Origin of the sequence: Streptomyces lavendulae subsp. lavendulae (assembly GCF_002803845.1) — a bacterium.
Classification (GTDB): Bacteria; Actinomycetota; Actinomycetes; order Streptomycetales; family Streptomycetaceae; genus Streptomyces; species Streptomyces lavendulae.
Map to the genome: position 1 here is coordinate 3,775,875 of NZ_CP024985.1, position 19,598 is coordinate 3,795,472.

20 protein-coding genes are annotated in these 19,598 nt (G+C 71.2%); 4 read left to right on the plus strand and 16 right to left on the minus strand.

What is annotated here, in order from left to right; genetic code table 11:
• Positions 1-6: 6 nt before the first annotated feature.
• The 11 genes from nuoK to SLAV_RS16265 are packed head-to-tail and all read right to left on the minus strand — an operon-like array spanning position 7 to position 10,690.
• Positions 7-306 carry an NADH-quinone oxidoreductase subunit NuoK gene (nuoK, locus tag SLAV_RS16215; protein WP_030236326.1) on the minus strand — a complete coding sequence of 100 codons (300 nt, stop codon included), beginning with the start codon at positions 304-306 and terminating at the stop codon, positions 7-9.
• On the minus strand, positions 303-1,118 hold the full coding sequence (locus tag SLAV_RS16220) for an NADH-quinone oxidoreductase subunit J (RefSeq protein ID WP_030236329.1): 816 nt from the start codon (positions 1,116-1,118) through the stop codon (positions 303-305). Before SLAV_RS16220 ends, nuoK begins: the two co-directional genes overlap by 4 nt.
• On the minus strand, positions 1,115-1,648 hold the full coding sequence (nuoI, locus tag SLAV_RS16225) for an NADH-quinone oxidoreductase subunit NuoI (protein ID WP_234333797.1): 534 nt from the start codon (positions 1,646-1,648) through the stop codon (positions 1,115-1,117). The genes SLAV_RS16220 and nuoI overlap by 4 nt, the downstream gene beginning before the upstream one ends.
• Before the next feature lie 60 nt (positions 1,649-1,708).
• On the minus strand, positions 1,709-3,067 hold the full coding sequence (gene nuoH, locus SLAV_RS16230) for an NADH-quinone oxidoreductase subunit NuoH (protein ID WP_030236334.1): 1,359 nt from the start codon (positions 3,065-3,067) through the stop codon (positions 1,709-1,711).
• Positions 3,064-5,568, minus strand: coding sequence for an NADH-quinone oxidoreductase subunit G (locus tag SLAV_RS16235; protein ID WP_030236338.1), 2,505 nt, complete (start codon positions 5,566-5,568; stop codon positions 3,064-3,066). Before SLAV_RS16235 ends, nuoH begins: the two co-directional genes overlap by 4 nt.
• The gene (nuoF, locus tag SLAV_RS16240; protein ID WP_030236341.1) at positions 5,565-6,944 is read right to left on the minus strand and encodes an NADH-quinone oxidoreductase subunit NuoF; all 1,380 of its coding nucleotides are present in this window, start codon (positions 6,942-6,944) and stop codon (positions 5,565-5,567) included. The genes SLAV_RS16235 and nuoF overlap by 4 nt, the downstream gene beginning before the upstream one ends.
• Positions 6,944-7,711 carry an NADH-quinone oxidoreductase subunit NuoE gene (gene nuoE, locus SLAV_RS16245; protein ID WP_030236342.1) on the minus strand — a complete coding sequence of 256 codons (768 nt, stop codon included), beginning with the start codon at positions 7,709-7,711 and terminating at the stop codon, positions 6,944-6,946. Before nuoE ends, nuoF begins: the two co-directional genes overlap by 1 nt.
• The gene (locus tag SLAV_RS16250; RefSeq protein WP_030236345.1) at positions 7,708-9,042 is read right to left on the minus strand and encodes an NADH-quinone oxidoreductase subunit D; all 1,335 of its coding nucleotides are present in this window, start codon (positions 9,040-9,042) and stop codon (positions 7,708-7,710) included. The genes nuoE and SLAV_RS16250 overlap by 4 nt, the downstream gene beginning before the upstream one ends.
• A complete protein-coding gene (locus SLAV_RS16255; RefSeq protein WP_030236347.1) occupies positions 9,042-9,764 on the minus strand; it encodes an NADH-quinone oxidoreductase subunit C in 723 nt (240 codons plus the stop codon). Before SLAV_RS16255 ends, SLAV_RS16250 begins: the two co-directional genes overlap by 1 nt.
• Positions 9,761-10,315 carry a NuoB/complex I 20 kDa subunit family protein gene (locus SLAV_RS16260; protein ID WP_007265818.1) on the minus strand — a complete coding sequence of 185 codons (555 nt, stop codon included), beginning with the start codon at positions 10,313-10,315 and terminating at the stop codon, positions 9,761-9,763. The genes SLAV_RS16255 and SLAV_RS16260 overlap by 4 nt, the downstream gene beginning before the upstream one ends.
• Before the next feature lie 15 nt (positions 10,316-10,330).
• Entirely contained in the window at positions 10,331-10,690 is a 360-nt protein-coding gene (locus tag SLAV_RS16265) for an NADH-quinone oxidoreductase subunit A (protein WP_030236351.1), read from the minus strand.
• A 790-nt stretch (positions 10,691-11,480) separates the two neighbouring features.
• Here SLAV_RS16265 and SLAV_RS16270 point away from each other — a divergent pair.
• Positions 11,481-12,356 (plus strand): C40 family peptidase, encoded by an 876-nt coding sequence (locus SLAV_RS16270; RefSeq protein ID WP_030236353.1) that lies wholly within the window; start codon positions 11,481-11,483, stop codon positions 12,354-12,356.
• A 172-nt stretch (positions 12,357-12,528) separates the two neighbouring features.
• A complete protein-coding gene (locus tag SLAV_RS16275; protein ID WP_030236356.1) occupies positions 12,529-12,792 on the plus strand; it encodes an LPXTG cell wall anchor domain-containing protein in 264 nt (87 codons plus the stop codon).
• Positions 12,793-12,843: 51 nt separating this feature from the next.
• Here the strand turns inward: SLAV_RS16275 and SLAV_RS16280 are convergent, their stop codons facing one another.
• The gene (locus tag SLAV_RS16280; RefSeq protein WP_030236359.1) at positions 12,844-14,127 is read right to left on the minus strand and encodes a geranylgeranyl reductase family protein; all 1,284 of its coding nucleotides are present in this window, start codon (positions 14,125-14,127) and stop codon (positions 12,844-12,846) included.
• A 99-nt stretch (positions 14,128-14,226) separates the two neighbouring features.
• Here SLAV_RS16280 and SLAV_RS16285 point away from each other — a divergent pair, with 99 nt between their 5' ends.
• Positions 14,227-14,757, plus strand: coding sequence for a GNAT family N-acetyltransferase (locus tag SLAV_RS16285; RefSeq protein WP_030236362.1), 531 nt, complete (start codon positions 14,227-14,229; stop codon positions 14,755-14,757).
• 322 nt (positions 14,758-15,079) lie between these two features.
• Here the strand turns inward: SLAV_RS16285 and SLAV_RS16290 are convergent, their stop codons facing one another.
• Entirely contained in the window at positions 15,080-16,006 is a 927-nt protein-coding gene (locus tag SLAV_RS16290) for a glutaminase (protein ID WP_030236364.1), read from the minus strand.
• Positions 16,007-16,012: 6 nt separating this feature from the next.
• Entirely contained in the window at positions 16,013-16,705 is a 693-nt protein-coding gene (locus SLAV_RS16295) for a demethylmenaquinone methyltransferase (protein WP_030236367.1), read from the minus strand.
• A 167-nt stretch (positions 16,706-16,872) separates the two neighbouring features.
• Between SLAV_RS16295 and SLAV_RS16300 the strand changes: the two genes are divergently transcribed.
• Entirely contained in the window at positions 16,873-17,649 is a 777-nt protein-coding gene (locus SLAV_RS16300) for a DUF3152 domain-containing protein (protein WP_030236370.1), read from the plus strand.
• A gap of 11 nt (positions 17,650-17,660) precedes the next feature.
• On the opposite strand, the gene SLAV_RS16305 is transcribed toward SLAV_RS16300, so the two are convergent.
• Together SLAV_RS16305 and mqnC are read right to left on the minus strand one after the other, a co-directional pair.
• On the minus strand, positions 17,661-18,305 hold the full coding sequence (locus SLAV_RS16305; protein ID WP_030236372.1) for an imidazolonepropionase-like domain-containing protein: 645 nt from the start codon (positions 18,303-18,305) through the stop codon (positions 17,661-17,663).
• Positions 18,306-18,314: 9 nt separating this feature from the next.
• On the minus strand, positions 18,315-19,514 hold the full coding sequence (gene mqnC, locus SLAV_RS16310; protein ID WP_030236374.1) for a cyclic dehypoxanthinyl futalosine synthase: 1,200 nt from the start codon (positions 19,512-19,514) through the stop codon (positions 18,315-18,317).
• Positions 19,515-19,598 lie beyond the last annotated feature (84 nt).

The window sequence follows — 19,598 nt, forward strand, 5'->3', positions numbered from 1 at the left end:
CGCCCCTTACAGCTTCATCAGGCTGGCGTCGTCGACCGAGGCCGAGTGGCGGGTACGGAACAGCGACACGATGATCGCGAGGCCCACCACGACCTCCGCGGCGGCGACGACCATCGTGAAGAAGGCGATGATCTGGCCGTCGAGGTTGCCGTGCATCCGGGAGAAGGCCACGAACGCGAGGTTGCAGGCGTTGAGCATCAGCTCGATGCACATGAACAGCACGATCGCGTTCTTCCGGACGAGCACGCCGGCCGCGCCGATGGTGAACAGCAGGGCCGCCAGGTACAGGTAGTTGACCGGGTTCACTTCGAGGCCTCCTCACGGCCGAGGCGCTCCGCGGAGGCCTGCTCCAGCGCCTTGAGGTCCTCCAAGGCCTGGCCCGACACGTCGCGTACCTGACCGCGGGCCCGCAGGGTCTTGCTGACGGTCAGCTCGGACGGGGTGCCGTCCGGGAGCAGGCCGGCCACGTCGACCGCGTTGTGCCGGGCGTAGACGCCGGGCGCCGGCAGCGGCGGGAGCTGTACGCCCTCGCGCACGCGCTTCTCGGCGAGTTCGCGCTGGGTGGCGGCCCGCTCGGTGCGCTCGCGGTGGGTGAGCACCATCGCGCCGACGGCCGCCGTGATCAGCAGGGCGCCGGTGATCTCGAAGGCGAAGATGTAACGGGTGAAGATCAGCTCGGCCAGGCCCTGGACGTGCCCGGCGGAGTTGACCCGGCCGAGCCCGTTGAAGTGGGTGAGCCCGGCGTTGGCGATGCCGGCGATCAGCAGGATGCCGAAGCCGAGCCCGCACAGGACGGCCAGCCAGCGCTGCCCCTTGAGGGTCTCCTTCAGCGAGTCCGCCGCCGTGACGCCGACGAGCATGACCACGAAGAGGAAGAGCATCATGATGGCGCCGGTGTAGACGATGACCTGGACGACGCCCAGGAAGTACGCCCCGTTGGCGAGGTAGAACACCGCCAGGATGATCATCGTCCCGGCGAGGCAGAGGGCGCTGTGGACGGCCTTGCGCATCAGGACCGTGCACAGCGCGCCGATGACGGCGACGGTGCCCAGCACCCAGAACTGCACGGCCTCGCCCGTGGACGTGAGGGTGGCACCGGAGGCTGCGAGGGCGCTCATGCCTGCACCTCCCCGGCGGGGTCCGCGGCCGTCTCGCCCTTGGAGACCGCCACCTGCCGGACCGTGCCCGGGGCGGCGCCCGTCACCAGCCCTCGGTAGTAGTCCTGCTCGTCCGTCCCGGGGAAGATCGAGTGCGGGGTCTCCACCATGCCCTCGGTCAGACCCGCGAGGAGCTGCTCCTTGGTGTAGATCAGCGCCTCGCGGCTGGAGTCGGCGAGTTCGAACTCGTTCGTCATCGTCAGCGCCCGGGTGGGGCAGGCCTCGATGCACAGCCCGCACAGGATGCAGCGGGCGTAGTTGATCTGGTAGACGCGGCCGTACCGCTCGCCCGGGGAGTAGCGCTCCTCCTCGGTGTTGTCCGCGCCCTCCACGTAGATCGCGTCGGCGGGACAGGCCCAGGCGCACAGCTCGCACCCGATGCACTTCTCCAGACCGTCGGGGTGGCGGTTGAGCTGGTGCCGTCCGTGGAAGCGCGGAGCGGTGGTCTTCTCCTGCTCCGGGTACTGCTCGGTGAGGCGCTTCTTGAACATGGCCTTGAAGGTCACGCCGAACCCGGCGACCGGGTTCTGCCACTTTTCGTCGGACACGTCTCAACCCTCCTCTCGGTCACTGTCGGGGTTCGCCCCGCCGCTGACGATCAGCTCCCGCTCCGCGCGGGGCCGCCGGCGCGGTACGGGCGCCAGGTGCTGGCCGGGCTTGGGCGGTACGGGGAAGCCGCCCGCCATCGGGTCGAAGGACGAGGCCGCCTCGGCCTGGCCGGCCTCCTCGGCCGCCGCCTTCTCCCGCTTGTCGCGGAAGAGGTCCGCGACGAAGGAGAGCAGCAGGATCGCGACGACCGCCCCGCCCACGTAGAGGACGATCTCGCTGAAGTCGTAGCGCTCGTTGCGCAGCGCCCGGACGGTGGCGACCAGCATCAGCCAGACCACGGAGACCGGGATCAGCACCTTCCAGCCGAGCTTCATCAGCTGGTCGTAGCGCACGCGGGGCAGCGTGCCGCGCAGCCAGATGAAGAAGAACAGCAGCAGCTGGACCTTGATGACGAACCAGAGCATCGGCCACCAGCCGTGGTTCGCGCCTTCCCAGAAGTGGCTGATCGGGTACGGGGCCCGCCAGCCGCCGAGGAAGAGGGTGACCGACACCGCCGAGACGGTGACCATGTTGACGTACTCGGCCAGCATGAACAGCGCGAACTTGATGGAGGAGTACTCGGTGTTGAAACCGCCGACCAGGTCGCCCTCGGACTCCGGCATGTCGAAGGGAGCGCGGTTGGTCTCGCCGACCATCGTGATCACGTAGATGATGAAGGACACCGGCAGCAGCACGATGTACCAGCGGTCCGCCTGCGCCTCCACGATCGCCGAGGTCGACATCGACCCGGAGTAGAGGAACACCGAGGCGAAGGCCGCGCCCATCGCGATCTCGTACGAGATCATCTGCGCGCAGGAGCGCAGGCCGCCGAGGAGCGGGTACGTGGAGCCGGAGGACCAGCCCGCGAGGACGATGCCGTAGATGCCGACGGAGGCCACGGCGAGGACGTAGAGCATCGCGATGGGCAGGTCGGTCAGCTGCATCGTGGTGCGCTGGCCGAAGATGGAGACCTGGTCGTCGGCCGGCCCGAAGGGGATCACCGCGATGGCCATGAAGGCCGGGATCGCCGCGATGATCGGGGCCAGGACGTAGACCACCTTGTCGGCCCGCTTGACGACGAGGTCTTCCTTCAGCATCAGCTTCACGCCGTCGGCGAGCGACTGGAGCATGCCCCAGGGGCCGTGCCGGTTGGGGCCGATGCGCAACTGCATCCAGGCGACGACCTTGCGCTCCCACACGATGGAGAAGAGCACGGTCACCATCAGGAAGGCGAAGCAGAACACCGCCTTGACGAGGACCAGCCACCAGACGTCCCTGCCGAACAGGGAGAGGTCCTCGGCAGCGAGCTGTACCGCGTTCACGCGCCCACCTCCGCATCGGGGTCGCTGCTGTCGGCCGGGGTCGCCGGGCCGATCCGCACGAGGGTGCCCGGACGGGCGCCGGTGTCGGCGAGGACGCCCCGTCCGGTGGAGTTCAGCGGGAGCCAGACCACCCGGTCGGGCATCTCGGTGACCCGCAGCGGGAGTTCCACCGAGCCGGCCGGGCCGGTGACGGCGAGGACGTCCCCGTCCTTGACGCCGGTCTCGGCGGCCGTGGCGGCCGACAGCCGGGCGTTCGCCTCGTGCCGGGTACCGGCCAGGGCGTCGTCGCCCTGCTGGAGCAGGCCCTGGTCCAGCAGCAGCCGGTGGCCCGCGAGGACCGCCTCGCCCGCGCCGGGGCGGGGCAGCGGCTCGGTGGCCGTGGACTGCTCGGCCGCGAGCTCCCCCTCCCAGGGGCCGAGCCGCTCCAGCTCGCGCCGTACGGCGTGTACGTCGGGCAGCGCGATCGGCCGGTCGGCCGCGTCGGCCAGCATGTGCAGCACGCGGGCGTCGGCGGGGGCGAGCCGGCGGGTCATCTGGTCGGGCTTGAGGGCGGCCTCGAACGGCCGGACCCTGCCTTCCCAGTTGATGAACGTGCCGGCCTTCTCGGCGACGGCGGCGACCGGCAGGACCACGTCCGCGTGGTCGGTGACCGCGCCGGGCCGCAGCTCCAGGGAGACCACGAAGGCCTCCTCCAGGGCGGTCCGCGCCCGCTGCGGGTCCGGCAGGTCGGCGAGCTCGACGCCCGCGACCAGCAGGGCGGACAGCTCGCGGGTGGCGGCGGCCTCCACGATCTGCCCGGTGTCCCGGCCGTAGCGGTGCGGGAGTTCGTCCAGCCCCCAGGCGGTGGCGACCTCGGCGCGGGCCCGCGGGTCGGTGGCCGGGCGGCCGCCCGGCAGCAGGGACGGCAGCGCGCCCGCCTCGACGGCGGCCCGCTCACCGGCCCGGCGCGGGATCCACACCAGCCGGGCCCCGGTCGCGGTCGCGGCCCGTACGGCGGCGGTCAGCGCGCCGGGCACGGCCGCCAGCCGTTCCCCGACCACGAGGACCGCGCCGGGCTTGCGCAGCGCCTCGGCGGCCTCGGCGCCGCCGGCCTCCAGTCCGGTCCGGGTCGCGAGGGCCTCCAGCCACTCGGGCTCGGTGCCGGGGGCGGCGGCCAGCAGGGTGCCGCCCGCCTTGGCGAGGCCGCGGGTGGCGAAGGGGGCCAGGGCGAAGGTGTGCTGCTTGTGCCTGCGGTGGGCCTTGCGCAGCCGCAGGAAGACCCCGGGGGCCTCCTCCTCGGCCTCGATCCCGGCGAGCAGCACGGTGGGCGCCGCCTCCAGGGAGGCGTACGTGACGCCCGTGCCGTCGAGGTCCTTGCCGGTGCCCGCCACGGTGGCGGCCAGGAAGTCGGCCTCCTCCGCGCTGTGCACCCGGGCCCGGAAGTCGATGTCGTTGGTGTCGAGCACGACCCGGGCGAACTTGGCGTACGCGTAGGCGTCCTCGACGGTGAGCCGGCCTCCGGTCAGCACCCCGGCCCGGCCGCGCGCGGCGGCCAGCCCCTTCGCGGCGGCCTCCAGGGCCTCCGGCCAGCTCGCCGGGGCCAGGACCCCGTCGGCGCCGCGCACCAGCGGGGTGGTCAGCCGGTCCGGGCGCTGCGCGTAGCGGAACCCGAAGCGGCCCTTGTCACAGATCCACTCCTCGTTGACCTCGGGGTCCTCGGCGGCGAGGCGGCGCATCACCTTGCCGCGCCGGTGGTCGGTCCGGGTCGCGCAGCCGCCCGCGCAGTGCTCGCACACGCTCGGGGAGGAGACGAGGTCGAAGGGGCGGGAGCGGAAGCGGTAGGCGGCCGAGGTGAGGGCGCCGACGGGGCAGATCTGGATGGTGTTGCCGGAGAAGTACGACTGGAAGGGGTCGCCCTCGCCGGTGCCGACCTGCTGGAGCGCGCCGCGTTCGAGCAGCTCGATCATGGGGTCGCCGGCGATCTCGTTGGAGAAGCGGGTGCAGCGCGCGCACAGGACGCACCGCTCGCGGTCCAGGAGCACCTGCGTGGAGATCGGGACGGGCTTCTCGTAGGTGCGCTTGTGGCCCTCGAAGCGGGATTCGGCGTTGCCGTGGGTCATCGCCTGGTTCTGCAGGGGGCATTCGCCGCCCTTGTCGCAGACGGGGCAGTCCAGCGGGTGGTTGATGAGCAGCAGCTCCATCACCCCGCGCTGGGCCTTGTCGGCGACCGGGGAGGTCAGCTGGGTCTTGACGACCATGCCGTCGGTGCAGGTGATCGTGCAGGAGGCCATCGGCTTGCGCTGGCCCTCGACCTCGACGATGCACTGGCGGCAGGCGCCGGCCGGGGGGAGGAGGGGGTGGTCGCAGAACCGGGGGATCTCGATGCCGAGCTGTTCGGCGGCCCGGATGACGAGGGTGCCCTTGGGGACCGACAGTTCGAGTCCGTCGATGGTCAGGGTGACGGAGTCGGGGGGTACGGCGGCCTCTCCGCCACCGGTCGGAGCGTTCGTGGTGACGGTCATGCGTTCACCTCCGTGTCAGCCCAGAGGGTCGACTTCCTGGGGTCGAAGGGGCAGCCCTTGCCCGTGATGTGCTGTTCGTACTCGGCGCGGAAGTACTTCAGCGAGGAGAAGATGGGGCTGGCGGCGCCGTCGCCGAGGGCGCAGAAGGACTTGCCGTTGATGTTGTCGGCGATGTCGTTCAGCTTGTCGAGGTCGGACATGACGCCCTTGCCGGCCTCGATGTCGCGCAGCAGCTGGACGAGCCAGTACGTGCCCTCGCGGCAGGGGGTGCACTTGCCGCAGGACTCGTGGGCGTAGAACTCGGTCCAGCGGGTGACGGCGCGCACCACGCAGGTGGTCTCGTCGAAGCACTGCAGAGCCTTGGTGCCGAGCATGGACCCGGCCGCGCCGACGCCCTCGTAGTCCAGCGGGACGTCGAGGTGCTCGTCGGTGAACATGGGGGTGGAGGAGCCGCCGGGGGTCCAGAACTTCAGCCGGTGGCCGGGGCGCATGCCGCCGCTCATGTCGAGGAGCTGGCGCAGGGTGATGCCGAGGGGGGCCTCGTACTGGCCGGGGCCCGCGACGTGCCCGGACAGCGAATAGAGCGTGAAGCCGGGGGACTTCTCCGTCCCCATCGCCTTGAACCAGTCCTTGCCCTTGTTGAGGATCGCGGGAACCGAGGCGATGGATTCGACGTTGTTGACGACAGTGGGGCACGCGTAGAGCCCCTCGACCGCGGGGAAGGGAGGGCGCAGCCGGGGCTGACCGCGCCGGCCTTCGAGGGAGTCGAGCAGTGCCGTCTCCTCGCCGCAGATGTACGCGCCCGCTCCCGCGTGCACGGTGATGTCGAGGTTGCGTCCGCTGCCGCCGATGTCCTTGCCGAGGTACCCGGCCGCGTACGCCTCGCGCACGGCCTCGTGCAGGCGCCGCAGCACGGGGACGGTCTCGCCGCGCAGGTAGATGAAGGCGTGCTCCGACCGGATCGCGTAACAGGCGATGATCATTCCCTCGACGAGGGAGTGCGGGTTGGCGAAGAGGAGGGGAATGTCCTTGCAGGTTCCCGGCTCCGACTCGTCCGCGTTCACGACGAGGTAGTGGGGCTTGCCGTCACCCTGCGGGATGAACTGCCACTTCATTCCGGTGGGGAAGCCCGCGCCGCCGCGTCCGCGCAGTCCGGAGTCCTTGACGTAGGCGATCACCTCGTCCGGGGTCATCGCGAGCGCCTTGCGCAGGCCCTCGTAGCCCTCGTGGCGCCGGTAGGTCTCCAGCGTCCACGACTCGGGCTCGTCCCAGAACGCCGACAGGACGGGCGCGAGGAGTTTCTCCGGGCTGGTGCCTCCCCCAGCCTCCGGCTGGGAGGTGCCCCCGTGCCTTTCCTTCGGGGTGGACACGCTCATCACTCCCCTCCCTCTGTGGTGGTCTCGCCGCGGGCCTCGCCGCGAGGGTGCACGACCGGGGCGTGCGGGGACTCGCCGCGGGCGATGCGCAGTCCGATCAGGGAGGCGGGTCCGGCGCCGCCGCTCGCGGCCACCGCGCCCTCGCGCTCGTCCGGGAAGCCCGCCAGGATCCGGGCGGTCTCCTTGTACGTGCACAGCGGCGCGCCCCGGGTCGGTTCGACGGGGCGCCCGGCCAGCAGGTCGTCGACGAGGGCCTTGGCGGATTCGGGGGTCTGGTTGTCGAAGAACTCCCAGTTGACCATCACCACGGGGGCGTAGTCGCAGGCCGCGTTGCACTCGATGTGCTCCAGCGTCACCTTGCCGTCGGGGGTGGTCTCGTTGTTGCCGACCCCCAGGTGCTGCTTGAGCTCGTCGAAGATGGCGTCGCCGCCCATGACGGCGCACAGGGTGTTGGTGCAGACGCCGACCTGGTAGTCGCCGGAGGGCTTACGGCGGTACATCGTGTAGAAGGTGGCGACCGCGGTGACCTCGGCGGTGGTCAGCCCCAGCACCTCGGCGCAGAAGCGGATGCCGGTGCGCGAGACGTGGCCCTCCTCGGACTGCGTCAGGTGCAGCAGCGGCAGCAGCGCGGAGCGGCTGTCGGGGTAGCGGGCGATGACCTCGGCGGCGTCGGCCTCCAGCCGGGCGCGTACGTCGGCCGGGAAGTCGGGGGCCGGAAGCTGGGGCATCCCCAGACTCACCCCTTGACCAGTCGGATTGGCTGTCATCGGTCGACGCCTCCCATCACGGGGTCGATGGAGGCGACGGCGACGATGACGTCGGCGACCTGGCCGCCTTCGCACATCGCGGCCATGGCCTGCAGGTTGGTGAAGGACGGGTCGCGGAAGTGGACCCGGTAGGGGCGGGTTCCGCCGTCGGAGACGACGTGGACGCCGAGCTCGCCCTTGGGGGACTCGACGGCGGCGTAGGCCTGTCCGGCCGGTACCCGGAAGCCCTCGGTGACGAGCTTGAAGTGGTGGATCAGGGCCTCCATGGAGGTGCCCATGATGTTCTTGATGTGGTCGAGGGAGTTGCCGAGGCCGTCGGGTCCCATCGCGAGCTGCGCGGGCCAGGCGATCTTCTTGTCGGCGACCATGACCGGGCCGGGCTCCAGCCGGTCCAGGCACTGCTCGACGATCCGCAGGGACTGGCGCATCTCCTCCAGGCGGACCAGGAAGCGTCCGTAGGAGTCGCAGCTCTCGGTGGTGGGGACGTCGAACTCGTAGGTGTCGTAGCCGCAGTACGGGTCCGACTTGCGCAGGTCGTGCGGCAGGCCGGCGGAGCGCAGGATCGGGCCGGTGGCGCCGAGGGCCATGCAGCCGGTGAGGTCGAGGTAGCCGACGTCCTGCATGCGGGCCTTGAAGATGGGGTTGCCGGTGGCGAGCTTGTCGTACTCCGGCAGGTTCTTCTTCATGGTCTTCACGAACTCGCGCAGCTGGTCGACCGCGCCGGGGGGCAGGTCCTGGGCGAGGCCGCCGGGGCGGACGAACGCGTGGTTCATGCGCAGGCCGGTGATCAGCTCGAAGACGTCGAGGATCAGCTCGCGGTCCCGGAACCCGTAGATCATGATCGTGGTCGCGCCCAGTTCCATGCCGCCGGTGGCGATGCACACCAGGTGGGAGGAGAGCCGGTTGAGCTCCATCAGCAGGACGCGGATGACGGAGGCGCGGTCCGGGATCTGGTCGGTGATGCCGAGGAGCTTCTCGACGCCGAGGCAGTACGCCGTCTCGTTGAAGAACGGCGTCAGGTAGTCCATGCGCGTGACGAAGGTGGTGCCCTGCGTCCAGTTGCGGAATTCGAGGTTCTTCTCGATGCCGGTGTGCAGGTAGCCGATGCCGCAGCGGGCTTCGGTGACCGTCTCGCCGTCGATCTCCAGGATCAGGCGGAGCACCCCGTGGGTGGAGGGGTGCTGGGGGCCCATGTTGACGACGATGCGCTCGTCGTCCGCGCGGGCCGCCGACTGGACGATCTCGTCCCAGTCGCCGCCGGTGACGGTGTAGACGGTGCCCTCGGTGGTCTCGCGGGAGGACGCGGGGTGCGATGCGTTCGGGGTGTTCATCAGCTGTACGACCTCCGCTGGTCGGGAGCCGGGATCTGGGCGCCCTTGTACTCGACGGCGATGCCGCCGAGCGGGTAGTCCTTGCGCTGGGGGAAGCCCTGCCAGTCGTCCGGCATCATGATCCGCGTGAGGGCCGGGTGGCCGTCGAAGACGATCCCGAAGAAGTCGTAGGCCTCGCGCTCGTGCCAGTCGTTGGTCGGGTACACCTTCACCAGGGACGGCAGGTGCGGGTCGGCGTCGGGGACCGACACCTCCAGGCGGAGGAGCCTGCCGTGGGTGAGCGAGCGCAGGTGGTAGACGGCGTGCAGCTCGCGGCCCTTGTCGCCGGGGTAGTGGACCCCGCTGACGCCGGTGCAGAGCTCGAAGCGCAGCGCCGGGTCGTCGCGCAGGGTGGAGGCCACCCGTACGAGGTGCTCGCGGGCGATGTGGAAGGTGAGCTCGCCGCGGTCCACCACCGTCTTCTCGATGGCGTGGGCGGGGAGCAGGTCCTGCTCCTCCAGGGCGCCTTCGAGCTCGTCGGCCACCTCGTCGAACCAGGAGCCGTAGGGGCGCGCGGACGCCCCGGGCAGGGCCACGGTGCGGACGAGGCCGCTGTAGCCGCTGGTGTCGCCGCCGTTGTTCGCCCCGAACATGCCCTTGCGCACGCCGATCACCTCGGGCCCGGCCGAGGTGCGGGGAGCGGGGACGTTGTTGCCGTTCTCGACGGCCGGGTCGTCGCTCACCGGAGGAGCCCCTTCATCTCGATGGTGGGGAGGGCCTTCAGGGCCGCCTCCTCCGCCTCGCGCGCCGCCTCTTCCCGGTTCACGCCGAGCTTGGAGCCCTGGATCTTCTGGTGGAGCTTGAGGATCGCGTCCATCAGCATCTCGGGGCGGGGCGGGCAGCCGGGGAGGTAGATGTCCACCGGGACGATGTGGTCGACGCCCTGGACGATCGCGTAGTTGTTGAACATTCCGCCCGAAGATGCGCAAACACCCATGGAGATGACCCACTTGGGAGCGGGCATCTGGTCGTACACCTGGCGCAGCACCGGCGCCATCTTCTGGCTGACCCGTCCGGCCACGATCATCAGGTCGGCCTGGCGCGGGGAGCCGCGGAAGACCTCCATGCCGAAGCGGGCCAGGTCGTAGCGGCCGGCTCCGGTGGTCATCATCTCGATGGCGCAGCACGCCAGGCCGAAGGTGGCCGGGAAGACGGATGACTTGCGCACCCAGCCCGCGGCCTGTTCGACGGTGGTCAGCAGGAAGCCGCTCGGCAGCTTCTCTTCCAGTCCCATGGAAAATTCAGCCCCTCAGTCCCATTCCAGGCCGCCGCGGCGCCAGACGTAGGCGTAGGCGACGAAGACGGTGAGCACGAAGAGCAGCATCTCGACGAGCCCGAAGATCCCCAGGGAGTCGAAGGTGACGGCCCAGGGGTAGAGGAAGACGATCTCGATGTCGAAGACGATGAAGAGCATCGCCGTCAGGTAGTACTTGATGGGGAAGCGTCCGCCGCCGGCAGGCAGCGGGGTGGGTTCGATGCCGCATTCGTAGGCTTCGAGCTTCGCCCGGTTGTACCGTTTTGGGCCGATCAGCGTGGCCATGACCACGGAGAAGATCGCAAACCCTGCGCCGATGGCGCCGAGCACGAGGATGGGTGCGTACGCATTCACGCTCCTCGCTCCTTCCAGTCGTCCTTGACCGTTGGACCGCTGCGCCGGCGACGGGTGAGCTCCGCCTCGTGAAGATCACCCCGGGAGCCGGGGGACCGCATGTGAGGCAGTTCACAAGCCGGGCTGGTGCGCATCTTATGCCTGCCGGTCTGTGATCTGCGACACGGGTAACAACACCGAGTTTGTGATCTCCACCACCTGACGAACGATCATGAAGCCCGCCGAGGGGTGATCTTCGTACGCAAGGCATCCACATGATCACCAAAGGTGACATCCGGGCCCGTCATCCCAGGTGAATGGCGTGTCGCCCTATCAAATGATGGCCCTCGCAAGCAAATTGGCCCCGCATCCGCCCAGGTGGTAAGGGAACCCGTGTCCCTCCACCGGGGGAGTCCGGGGGTACGGGAGTGGACGCGGTGGCCGGGAGTCGACGGTGGGGGCGGCGGGGGCCGACGCTGTGCATCCGTTCACGAACCGCACGGCAAGTTCACGGTCGGATCACGGACCGGCCACAGCGCCCTCACGACGAGAGGTAACTGTGACCTGCACCACACCGGATCGAGACCGTGAAAAGGGGGCTTGGCCATCTGTGCGGGTCGATGGTAGTCAGTGGATCAATTCGGACTTAATACTGAAACCCCATGATCACAGCCTTGTGAAGGGGTGTCCGTTTCGCCCGTTACGGCGTCAATAAGAGTCACGACGCGCCCGGTTCGGGCCCGGATTCAGCAACTGTGGCGCAGACCACGTTTCTTGAAGGAAACCCGGCAGCCCTGATAGCGGTTGTCCCATGTCCCACACCGCTCACATACCCAGCCACCGGAAGCCGCGCCGTAGCGCCTCGAAGCTCGCGGTTCGCGCCGGAGTTGCCGGTGGCGTCCTCAGCACCCTCGCCATGGCCGGCACCGCGAGCGCGACCCCTTCGTCCCCCGAGCCCGTGGCCGAGACGACGCTCGAAATGCCCGTCCTCGACCTGAACCTCGGCGCCGAGGTCTCCAGCGCCGTGAACACGGCCGCCGAGAACACCCGCGTCGCCGCCGTCGAGGCCGCCGTCACCGGCGAGCTGAACGCCCAGGAGGAGAGCGCCCGTACGGGTGCCGCCGCCGAGGCGAAGCAGGCCAAGGAAGACGCCACCAAGGCCGCCGAGCAGAAGGCGAAGCAGGAGGCCGACCGCAAGGCCGAGGCCGAGCGCGCCACCCGCGGCGCCGGCCGCACCTCGCTCACCAACGCCTCCGCGTCCGACGACAGCGGCTTCACGTCCAACGGCTCGGGCAGCGGTTCCACCAGCACCGGTTCCTCCTCCAAGGCCACCGGTTCCGCCGCCGCCATCGTGAACTTCGCCCGCGCCCAGATCGGCAAGGCGTACGTCATGGGCGCCACCGGCTCCTCCGCGTACGACTGCTCGGGCCTCGTCCAGGCCGCCTACCGCCAGGCCGGCATCTCCCTGGACCGCACCTCCCAGGACCAGTCGCTGGCCGGCAGCTCGGTCTCGCTGAGCAACCTGCAGCCCGGCGACATCCTCTACTGGGGCCCCAAGGGCAGCGCCTACCACGTCGCCATCTACGTCGGCGGCGGCAAGTTCGTCGGCGCGCAGAACCCCAGCACCGGCATCGTCGAGCGCAACCTCAGCTACGACATGCCGACGGGCGCCGTCCGCGTCCTCTGATCCTTCCGGTCGCCCCGAGGGCCGGCACTCCCCCGCTCGGGGGCGGAGTGCCGGCCCTCGGGCGCGCCCGCGCGCGGACGGCCGCGCACCGGTTCGGCCACGCGGTACCCAAGCCCCCGGGGCCCTGAGAAGATGGGCGGGCGCCGGACCGAGACCTGGAGGTGGTGACCCGGTGAGCAGACGGTCCTACGAGGACCACGGCACCGGCGACGACCCCACCGCCGTCCCGGCCGCCGCCGGGCTCGCCCTCCTCGCCGTCGGCGGCTGGCTGTTGACCACCGCCCGTCCCTGGCAGAAACCGGGACATCCCCTCACCCTGGCCCTCGGCTGGACCCTCTCGGGCGCCCTGCTGGTCTCCGGCCTGGTCCTCCTGACCCGCTGCGTCCGCGCGGTCCACGACCCGCAGGACGCCCCGGAGGGCCCCGGAAACGACTGAGCCGCCCCCCGGAGACCCGGGAGGCGGCTCGACGGCCCCACAGCCGGCACCTCAGGCCTTCGGGGCCACCTTCGAGAGGCCGTTGATGATGCGGTCCATGGCGTCCCCGCCCGTCGGGTCCGTCAGGTTCGCCAGCATCTTCAGGGTGAAGCGCATCAGCACCGGGTGCGTCAGACCGCGCTGCGCGGCGATCTTCATGACCGTCGGGTTGCCGATCAGCTTCACGAAGGCGCGGCCCAGTGTGTAGTAGCCGCCGTACGTCTCCTTCAGCACCTTCGGGTAACCGTGCAGCGCCAGTTCGCGCTGCGCCGGAGTGGCCCGCGCGTGCGCCTGCACGATCACCTCGGCGGCGATCTGCCCCGACTCCATCGCGTAGGCGATGCCCTCGCCGTTGAACGGGTTGACGAGCCCGCCCGCGTCACCGACCAGCAGCAGGCCCTTGGTGTAGTGCGGCTGGCGGTTGAACGCCATCGGCAGGGCCGCGCCGCGGATCGGCTGCGTCATGTTCTCCGGGGTGTAGCCCCAGTCCTCCGGCATCGACGCGCACCAGGCCTTGAGGACCTCGCGCCAGTCCAGCTCCTTGAACGCGGAGGAGGAGTTGAGGATGCCGAGGCCGACGTTGGAGGTGCCGTCGCCCATGCCGAAGATCCAGCCGTAGCCGGGCAGCAGCCGGTCCTGCGGGCCGCGCCGGTCCCACAGCTCCAGCCAGGACTCCAGGTAGTCGTCGTCGTGGCGGGGGGAGGTGAAGTAGGTGCGCACGGCCACGCCCATCGGACGGTCCTCGCGCCGGTGCAGGCCCATCGCCAGGGACAGCCGCGAGGAGTTGCCGTCGGCCGCGACCACGAGCGGGGCGTGGAAGGTGACCGGGGTCTTCTCCTCGCCCAGCTTGGCGTGCACGCCCGTGATGTGCCCGGTGCGGGGGTCGCGGACGGGCTCGCCGACGTTGCAGCGCTCGTACAGCCGGGCACCGGCCTTCTGCGCCTGGCGGGCCAGGGTCTCGTCGAAGTCGTCACGCTTTCGGACGAGTCCGTAGTCCGGGTACGAGGCCAGTTCCGGCCAGTCCAGCTGGAGCCGCTGCCCGCCGCCGATGATGCGCAGACCCTTGTTGCGGAGCCAGCCGGCCTCTTCGGAGATGTCGATGCCCATCGACACCAGCTGCTTGGTCGCCCGCGGGGTCAGACCGTCACCGCAGACCTTCTCGCGCGGGAACGCCGTCTTCTCCAGCAGCAGGACGTCCAGTCCGGCCTGGGCGAGGTGGTAGGCGGTCGTGGAGCCGGCGGGCCCGGCCCCGACGACGATCACATCCGCGGAGTGTTCGGAGAGGGGCTCGGTCACTGCGGGGTCTCCCGAAGGCTCGATAAGGGGTGCCCAACGGCACGGGACATGACGCAGTCTATGCAGCGAGAGAGATCGCGATCCCGAAGGGCTGCCCCGATGACCACCTCACCGACCCGGCCACTCCCCGACGTCACGCTGCGCGTGCCGACGGACGAGGACGCGCACGCCTGGCACCACGTCTTCGACGACCCCGACGTGATGGAGTTCCTCGGCGGCCCGGCCGAGCTGTCCCACTACGAGGAGATCACCGCCCGGCAGCGGATGCACGACGCGCAGCTCGGGTACTGCCTGTGGACGCTCCTGGACGCCGAGGGCCAGGTCCTCGGCTTCACCGGGGCGCAGCCGTGGCCCGCGCACAAGGAGTGGGGCCCGGTCGGCGAGATCGAGATCGGCTGGCGGCTCGGGCGCGAGGCGTGGGGACGGGGCTACGCGTACGCCGCGGCGCTGGCGACGCTGGAGCGGGTGCGGGGGGCGGGAGTGCCGAAGGTGGTGGCGATGATCGACGATGCGAACGTCCGCTCGGCGGCGGTCGCGGAACGGCTGGGCATGACGCTGGCCGAGACCTTTCCCCTGCCGGGGGGTCGGCGGGTGGGGCGGCGCTACGAACTCTCCCTCGCGGCGGGGTAGGGGTCGGTCCCCCCGGGGGCGGGTTCCGGCCCCCCGACGGGGACGAGTCGTGTACCGGGCGGTGGCGCACCGCGCGGGGTGCGGATGCGGGTGCGGGTGCGCTGCCGTCTGCGGCTGAGTGGCCGCTGCGCGGGGCTGGTCCCCTGCCCGCCCTTCCCCCATCCCCCGGACCCCTTCGGGGGCTCCGCCCCCGGACCCCCGCGCCTCAAACGCCGGCGAGGCTGGATCTTCCAGCCCCGCCGGACCAGCCCCGCGCAGCGGCGACGCACCCGCACACGAAGGCCCGGCACCGGCCACGGGCAGCGGCCCGCCCAGCCGCGCGTCAGAAAATGGAGAGGCCCGTCAGGGTGGTGAAGCGGTCCAGGGCGGCGACGCCTGCGACCGAGTTGCCCTGGGCGTCGAGGCCCGGGCTCCAGACCGCGAGGGTGCAGCGGCCCGGGACGACCGCGACGATGCCGCCGCCGACCCCGCTCTTGCCCGGCAGCCCGACCCGGTACGCGAACTCGCCCGCCGCGTCGTACGTCCCGCAGGTCAGCATCACCGCGTTGATCTGCTTCGCCTCGCTGCGCGTGAGGAGACGGGAGCCGTCCGCGCGCAGGCCGTGCCGGGCCAGGAAGCCGCCCGCCAGGGCCAGGTCGGCGCAGCTCATCTCGATGGAGCACTGCCAGAAGTAGTGGTCCAGCAGCGCCGGTACGGGGTTGTCGATGTTCCCGTAGGAGGCCATGAAGTGCGCGACGGCCGCGTTGCGGTCCCCGTGCTCGTGCTCCGAGGCGGCCACCTCCGCGTCGAAGCCGATGCCGGGGTTGCCGCTCTCCTGCCTCAGGAAGTCCAGGAGTTCGCTGCTCGCGTCGCCGGTCAGGGTCTGCAGCCGGTCGGTGACGACGAGCGCCCCCGCGTTGATGAAGGGGTTGCGGGGGATGCCGTTCTCGTACTCCAGCTGGACCAGGGAGTTGAACGGGTTGCCCGACGGCTCCCGGCCCACCCGCTCCCACAGGCTGTCGCCGCCCTCCGCGAGCGCCAGGGCGAGCGCGAAGACCTTGGTGACGGACTGGGCGGAGAAGGGGACCCGCCAGTCCCCCGCTCCGTAGACGTTGCCGTCCAGGTCGGCGAGCGCCATCCCGAACTGCCCGGGGTCCACGGACGCCAGTGCCGGGATGTACTCGGCGGGGGTGCCGCTGCCCACCAGCGGGGCGACGTCGGCCGCGACCCGCTCCAGCAGCGCCGCGTAGTCGAAGGGCCGGGTCTCCACCGTGCGCTACTCCTTGACCCCGCGGTGCAGCGCCACGATGCCGCCGCTCAGGTTGCGCCAGGCGACCTTGCCCCAGCCGGCCTTCTGCAGCAGGGCGGCGAGCGCGGGCTGGTCGGGCCACTCGCGGATGGACTCGGCGAGGTACACGTACGCGTCGGGGTTGGAGGAGACCGCGCGGGCCACCGGCGGCAGCGCCCGCATCAGGTACTCGGTGTAGACCGTGCGGAAGGGCGCCCAGGTCGGCTGCGAGAACTCGCAGATCACGACCTGCCCGCCGGGCTTGGTCACCCGGTACAGCTCGCGCAGCGCGGCGTCGGTGTCCTGGACGTTGCGCAGCCCGAAGGAGATCGTCACGGTGTCGAAGACGTCGTCCTTGAAGGGCAGCTTCGTCGCGTCGCCCGCCGTCAGCGGCAGCCACGGGTTGCGCTTCTTGCCCTCGCGCAGCATGCCGAGCGAGAAGTCACAGGGCACGACGTAGGCGCCGGTCGCGGCGAAGGGCAGCGAGGAGGTCGCGGTCCCGGCGGCCAGGTCGAGCACCTGCTGGCCGGGGCGGGCGGCGACCGCCTTGGCGACCTCCTTGCGCCACAGCCGGGCCTGGCCGAGGGACAGGACGTCGTTGGTGAGGTCGTAGTTGGCGGCCACACCGTCGAACATGGAGGCGACTTCGTGCGGCTGCTTGTCCAGGGAAGCCCTTGTCACTGGCGTTGGCCCCTCGGTGCTCGGTGGATCTGCGGTTCGGCGGGTACGGGCCCATCCTCTCAGGCCCCCGCCCCGCCCGAACGGCTGCCCCGCCCCGGTCCGGGGTCCGGCGGGGCCACAGGGGCCCGGGGCACACTGGACGGACGGAGCGAACGAGGGGTTCGAGGATGCCGACAGGCAGGTCACTCAGCGCGGGACGGATCGAGCGGCGCAGGCGGTTGCGCCGCACGGTCCTGTGGGCGGCGGCGTTAGCCGCCCTGTCGGTGGCCGCCTACCGGCTCGAACCGGCGCACGACGGCCCCGCCGGCGCACGCCCCCCGGCGCACACCGAGCAGGGGACGGGGCAGGGGAAGGGGCAGGGGAGCACGCAGGGGCCCGGTGGGTCGCCCTCGGTGGGGTTCACGGGATCCTCGGCCGGCGGGAAGGCCCAGGGGCGGGGGCCGGCGCTGCGCTGGCGGGTGGAGGTGGAGAACGGCAGCGGGGTCGACCCGGACGACGCGGCCCGCGCCGTCGAGGCGATCCTCGGGGACCGGCGCGGCTGGATACGCGACCCCGCGTACGGCTTCCGGCTGGCCGGGCGCGGGGAACCCGTGGACTTCGTCGTCAAGATCGCCACCCCCGGGACCACCGACCGGCTGTGCGAGGTGGTCACCCCGGAGCTCGTCGGGGAGACGAACTGCCGGGTCGGCCACACCGTCGTGGTGAACCTCAAGCGCTGGCAGGAGGGTTCGCCCCAGTTCAGCGGATCCCCGCAGGAGTACCGGGCGCTGATCGTCAACCACGAGGTGGGCCACGAACTCGGCCACGAGCACGAGACCTGCCCGCGCCCGGGGGCGCCCGCCCCCGCGATGATGCAGCAGATCAAGGGCCTGCTCGGCTGTACCTCGAACGCCTGGCCCTACTCCGCCGACGGCACCTACCTGGCCGGACCCCGCGTGCCCTGAAGAGGCACCGCTCAGCGGCGGCGGTGCAGCAGCCGGCCCCCGATGACGGTGGCCACGCAGGTGCTCGCGCCCCGCTCCGGCAGCTCCGCGGGCCCGGCGACGGCGAACACCGCGAACCGGGCCGCGGCGCCCTCCCGCAGCTCCCCGTGGAAGGCCCCGTCCGGCGCGCCGAGCCCGGCGAGCGGGTCGAGGGAGGGCGGGCCCGCGTACGGGGCGGGGGGCACGACCGTGAGGCCCGAGCGGACCACCGCGGCGCGCACCGAGGGGATCGTGAACCGCCCGGCCACCGCGACGACCCCGCGCGCGAGCAGCTTCTGCGTACCGCGCCGGGCGCTGTTGCCCCAGCGGGCCTCGGTCATCCCCAGGGCGGCCAGCGCCTCGGCGCCGGTGATCGGTCCGGCGCCGAGCTCGGTGGTCTCGGACGGGTCGTCGGGGTAGTAGGTCCCCTCCAGCAGGACGTCCGCCCCGCGGGCCAGCAGCCCCGGGGTGAGCACCCCGGGCCAGCGCCGGACCCGGGCGTGCGGGGCTGCCGCGGCGAGCTCCCCGTACGGGCCGACGCGGACGATCCGGTCGCCCTCGACCAGGACCGCGCCGCCCTCGACGGGGGCGGATCCCGGTCCCGCGACGAGCAGCTCGGCGGTGTGCAGCGTCAGCATCGGCCTGCGTCAGTTCGTGGAGATGAGCTTCAGCTCGGGGTGCGCCGTGCCGCCCTCGATCGCGGTCGAGGAGATGTGCGAGACGACGCGGTCGTCGACCGGGTCGTTGGCCGGGTCGTCGTGCACCAGCAGGTGCTCGTACGTCGTCGCGCGCTGCGCGGGGACGCGGCCCGCCTTGCGGATCAGGTCGATGATCTCCTGGCGGTTCGAGCGGTGCTTGGCACCGGCCGAGGAGACGACGTTCTCCTCCAGCATGATCGAACCGAGGTCGTCGGCGCCGTAGTGCAGCGAGAGCTGGCCCGCCTCCTTGCCGACGGTCAGCCAGGAGCCCTGGATGTGGGCGATGTTGTCGAGGAAGAGCCGCGCGATCGCGATCATGCGCAGGTACTCGAAGACGGTCGCCTGGGTCCGGCCCTTGAGGTGGTTGTTCTCGGGCTGGTACGTGTACGGGATGAAGGCGCGGAAGCCGCCCGTGCGGTCCTGCGTGTCCCGGATCATCGCGATGTGCTCGATGCGCTCGGCGTTGGTCTCGCCGGTGCCCATCAGCATGGTGGAGGTGGACTCCACGCCCAGCCCGTGGGCGAGCTCCATGATCTCCAGCCAGCGCTCGCCGGACTCCTTGAGCGGGGCGATCGCCTTGCGCGGCCGCTCCGGCAGCAGCTCGGCGCCGGCGCCCGCGAAGGAGTCGAGACCCGCCGCGTGGATCCGCTTGATGGCCTCCTCGGCGCTGACGCCGGAGATGCGGGCCATGTGGTCCACCTCGGACGCGCCGAGGGAGTGGATCACCAGCTGCGGGAAGGCCTTCTTGATGGCGGAGAAGTGCTCCTCGTAGTACTCCACGCCGTAGTCCGGGTGGTGGCCGCCCTGGAACATGATCTGGGTGCCGCCCAGTTCGACGGTCTCCGCGCAGCGGCGCAGGATGTCGTCGAGGTCGCGGGACCAGCCCTTCTTCGTGTCCTTGGGGGCAGCGTAGAAGGCGCAGAACTTGCACGCCGTGACGCACACGTTGGTGTAGTTGATGTTGCGCTCGATGATGTACGTCGCGATGTGCTCCGTACCGGCGTAGCGCAGCCGGCGCGCGGCGTCGGCGGCCTGGCCGAGCGCGTGCAGCGGGGCGTGCCGGTAGAGGTCGAGGGCCTCTTCCTTGGTGATCCGGCCCCCTGCGGCGGCACGGTCGAGGACAGACTGGAGAGCGGCCTGGTCGGTCACCGGTGCGTCACCTTTCGGCGGTGTGTCAAGGGGTTCGGACCGATCCAGCCTACGCCAGGGACCGTGCCGGGCTCCTCCAGGGGG

Coding starts and splice junctions, on each gene's coding strand:
- SLAV_RS16285 (WP_030236362.1), top strand. CDS start 14,227: ATGACCACCTCACCGACCCGGCCACTCCCCGACGTCACGCTGCGCGTG.
- SLAV_RS16235 (WP_030236338.1), bottom strand. CDS start 5,568: ATGACCGTCACCACGAACGCTCCGACCGGTGGCGGAGAGGCCGCCGTA.
- SLAV_RS16250 (WP_030236345.1), bottom strand. CDS start 9,042: ATGAACACCCCGAACGCATCGCACCCCGCGTCCTCCCGCGAGACCACC.
- SLAV_RS16305 (WP_030236372.1), bottom strand. CDS start 18,305: ATGCTGACGCTGCACACCGCCGAGCTGCTCGTCGCGGGACCGGGATCC.
- SLAV_RS16300 (WP_030236370.1), top strand. CDS start 16,873: ATGCCGACAGGCAGGTCACTCAGCGCGGGACGGATCGAGCGGCGCAGG.
- nuoF (WP_030236341.1), bottom strand. CDS start 6,944: ATGAGCGTGTCCACCCCGAAGGAAAGGCACGGGGGCACCTCCCAGCCG.
- SLAV_RS16260 (WP_007265818.1), bottom strand. CDS start 10,315: ATGGGACTGGAAGAGAAGCTGCCGAGCGGCTTCCTGCTGACCACCGTC.
- nuoI (WP_234333797.1), bottom strand. CDS start 1,648: ATGTTCAAGAAGCGCCTCACCGAGCAGTACCCGGAGCAGGAGAAGACC.
- SLAV_RS16270 (WP_030236353.1), top strand. CDS start 11,481: ATGTCCCACACCGCTCACATACCCAGCCACCGGAAGCCGCGCCGTAGC.
- SLAV_RS16220 (WP_030236329.1), bottom strand. CDS start 1,118: ATGAGCGCCCTCGCAGCCTCCGGTGCCACCCTCACGTCCACGGGCGAG.
- nuoE (WP_030236342.1), bottom strand. CDS start 7,711: ATGACAGCCAATCCGACTGGTCAAGGGGTGAGTCTGGGGATGCCCCAG.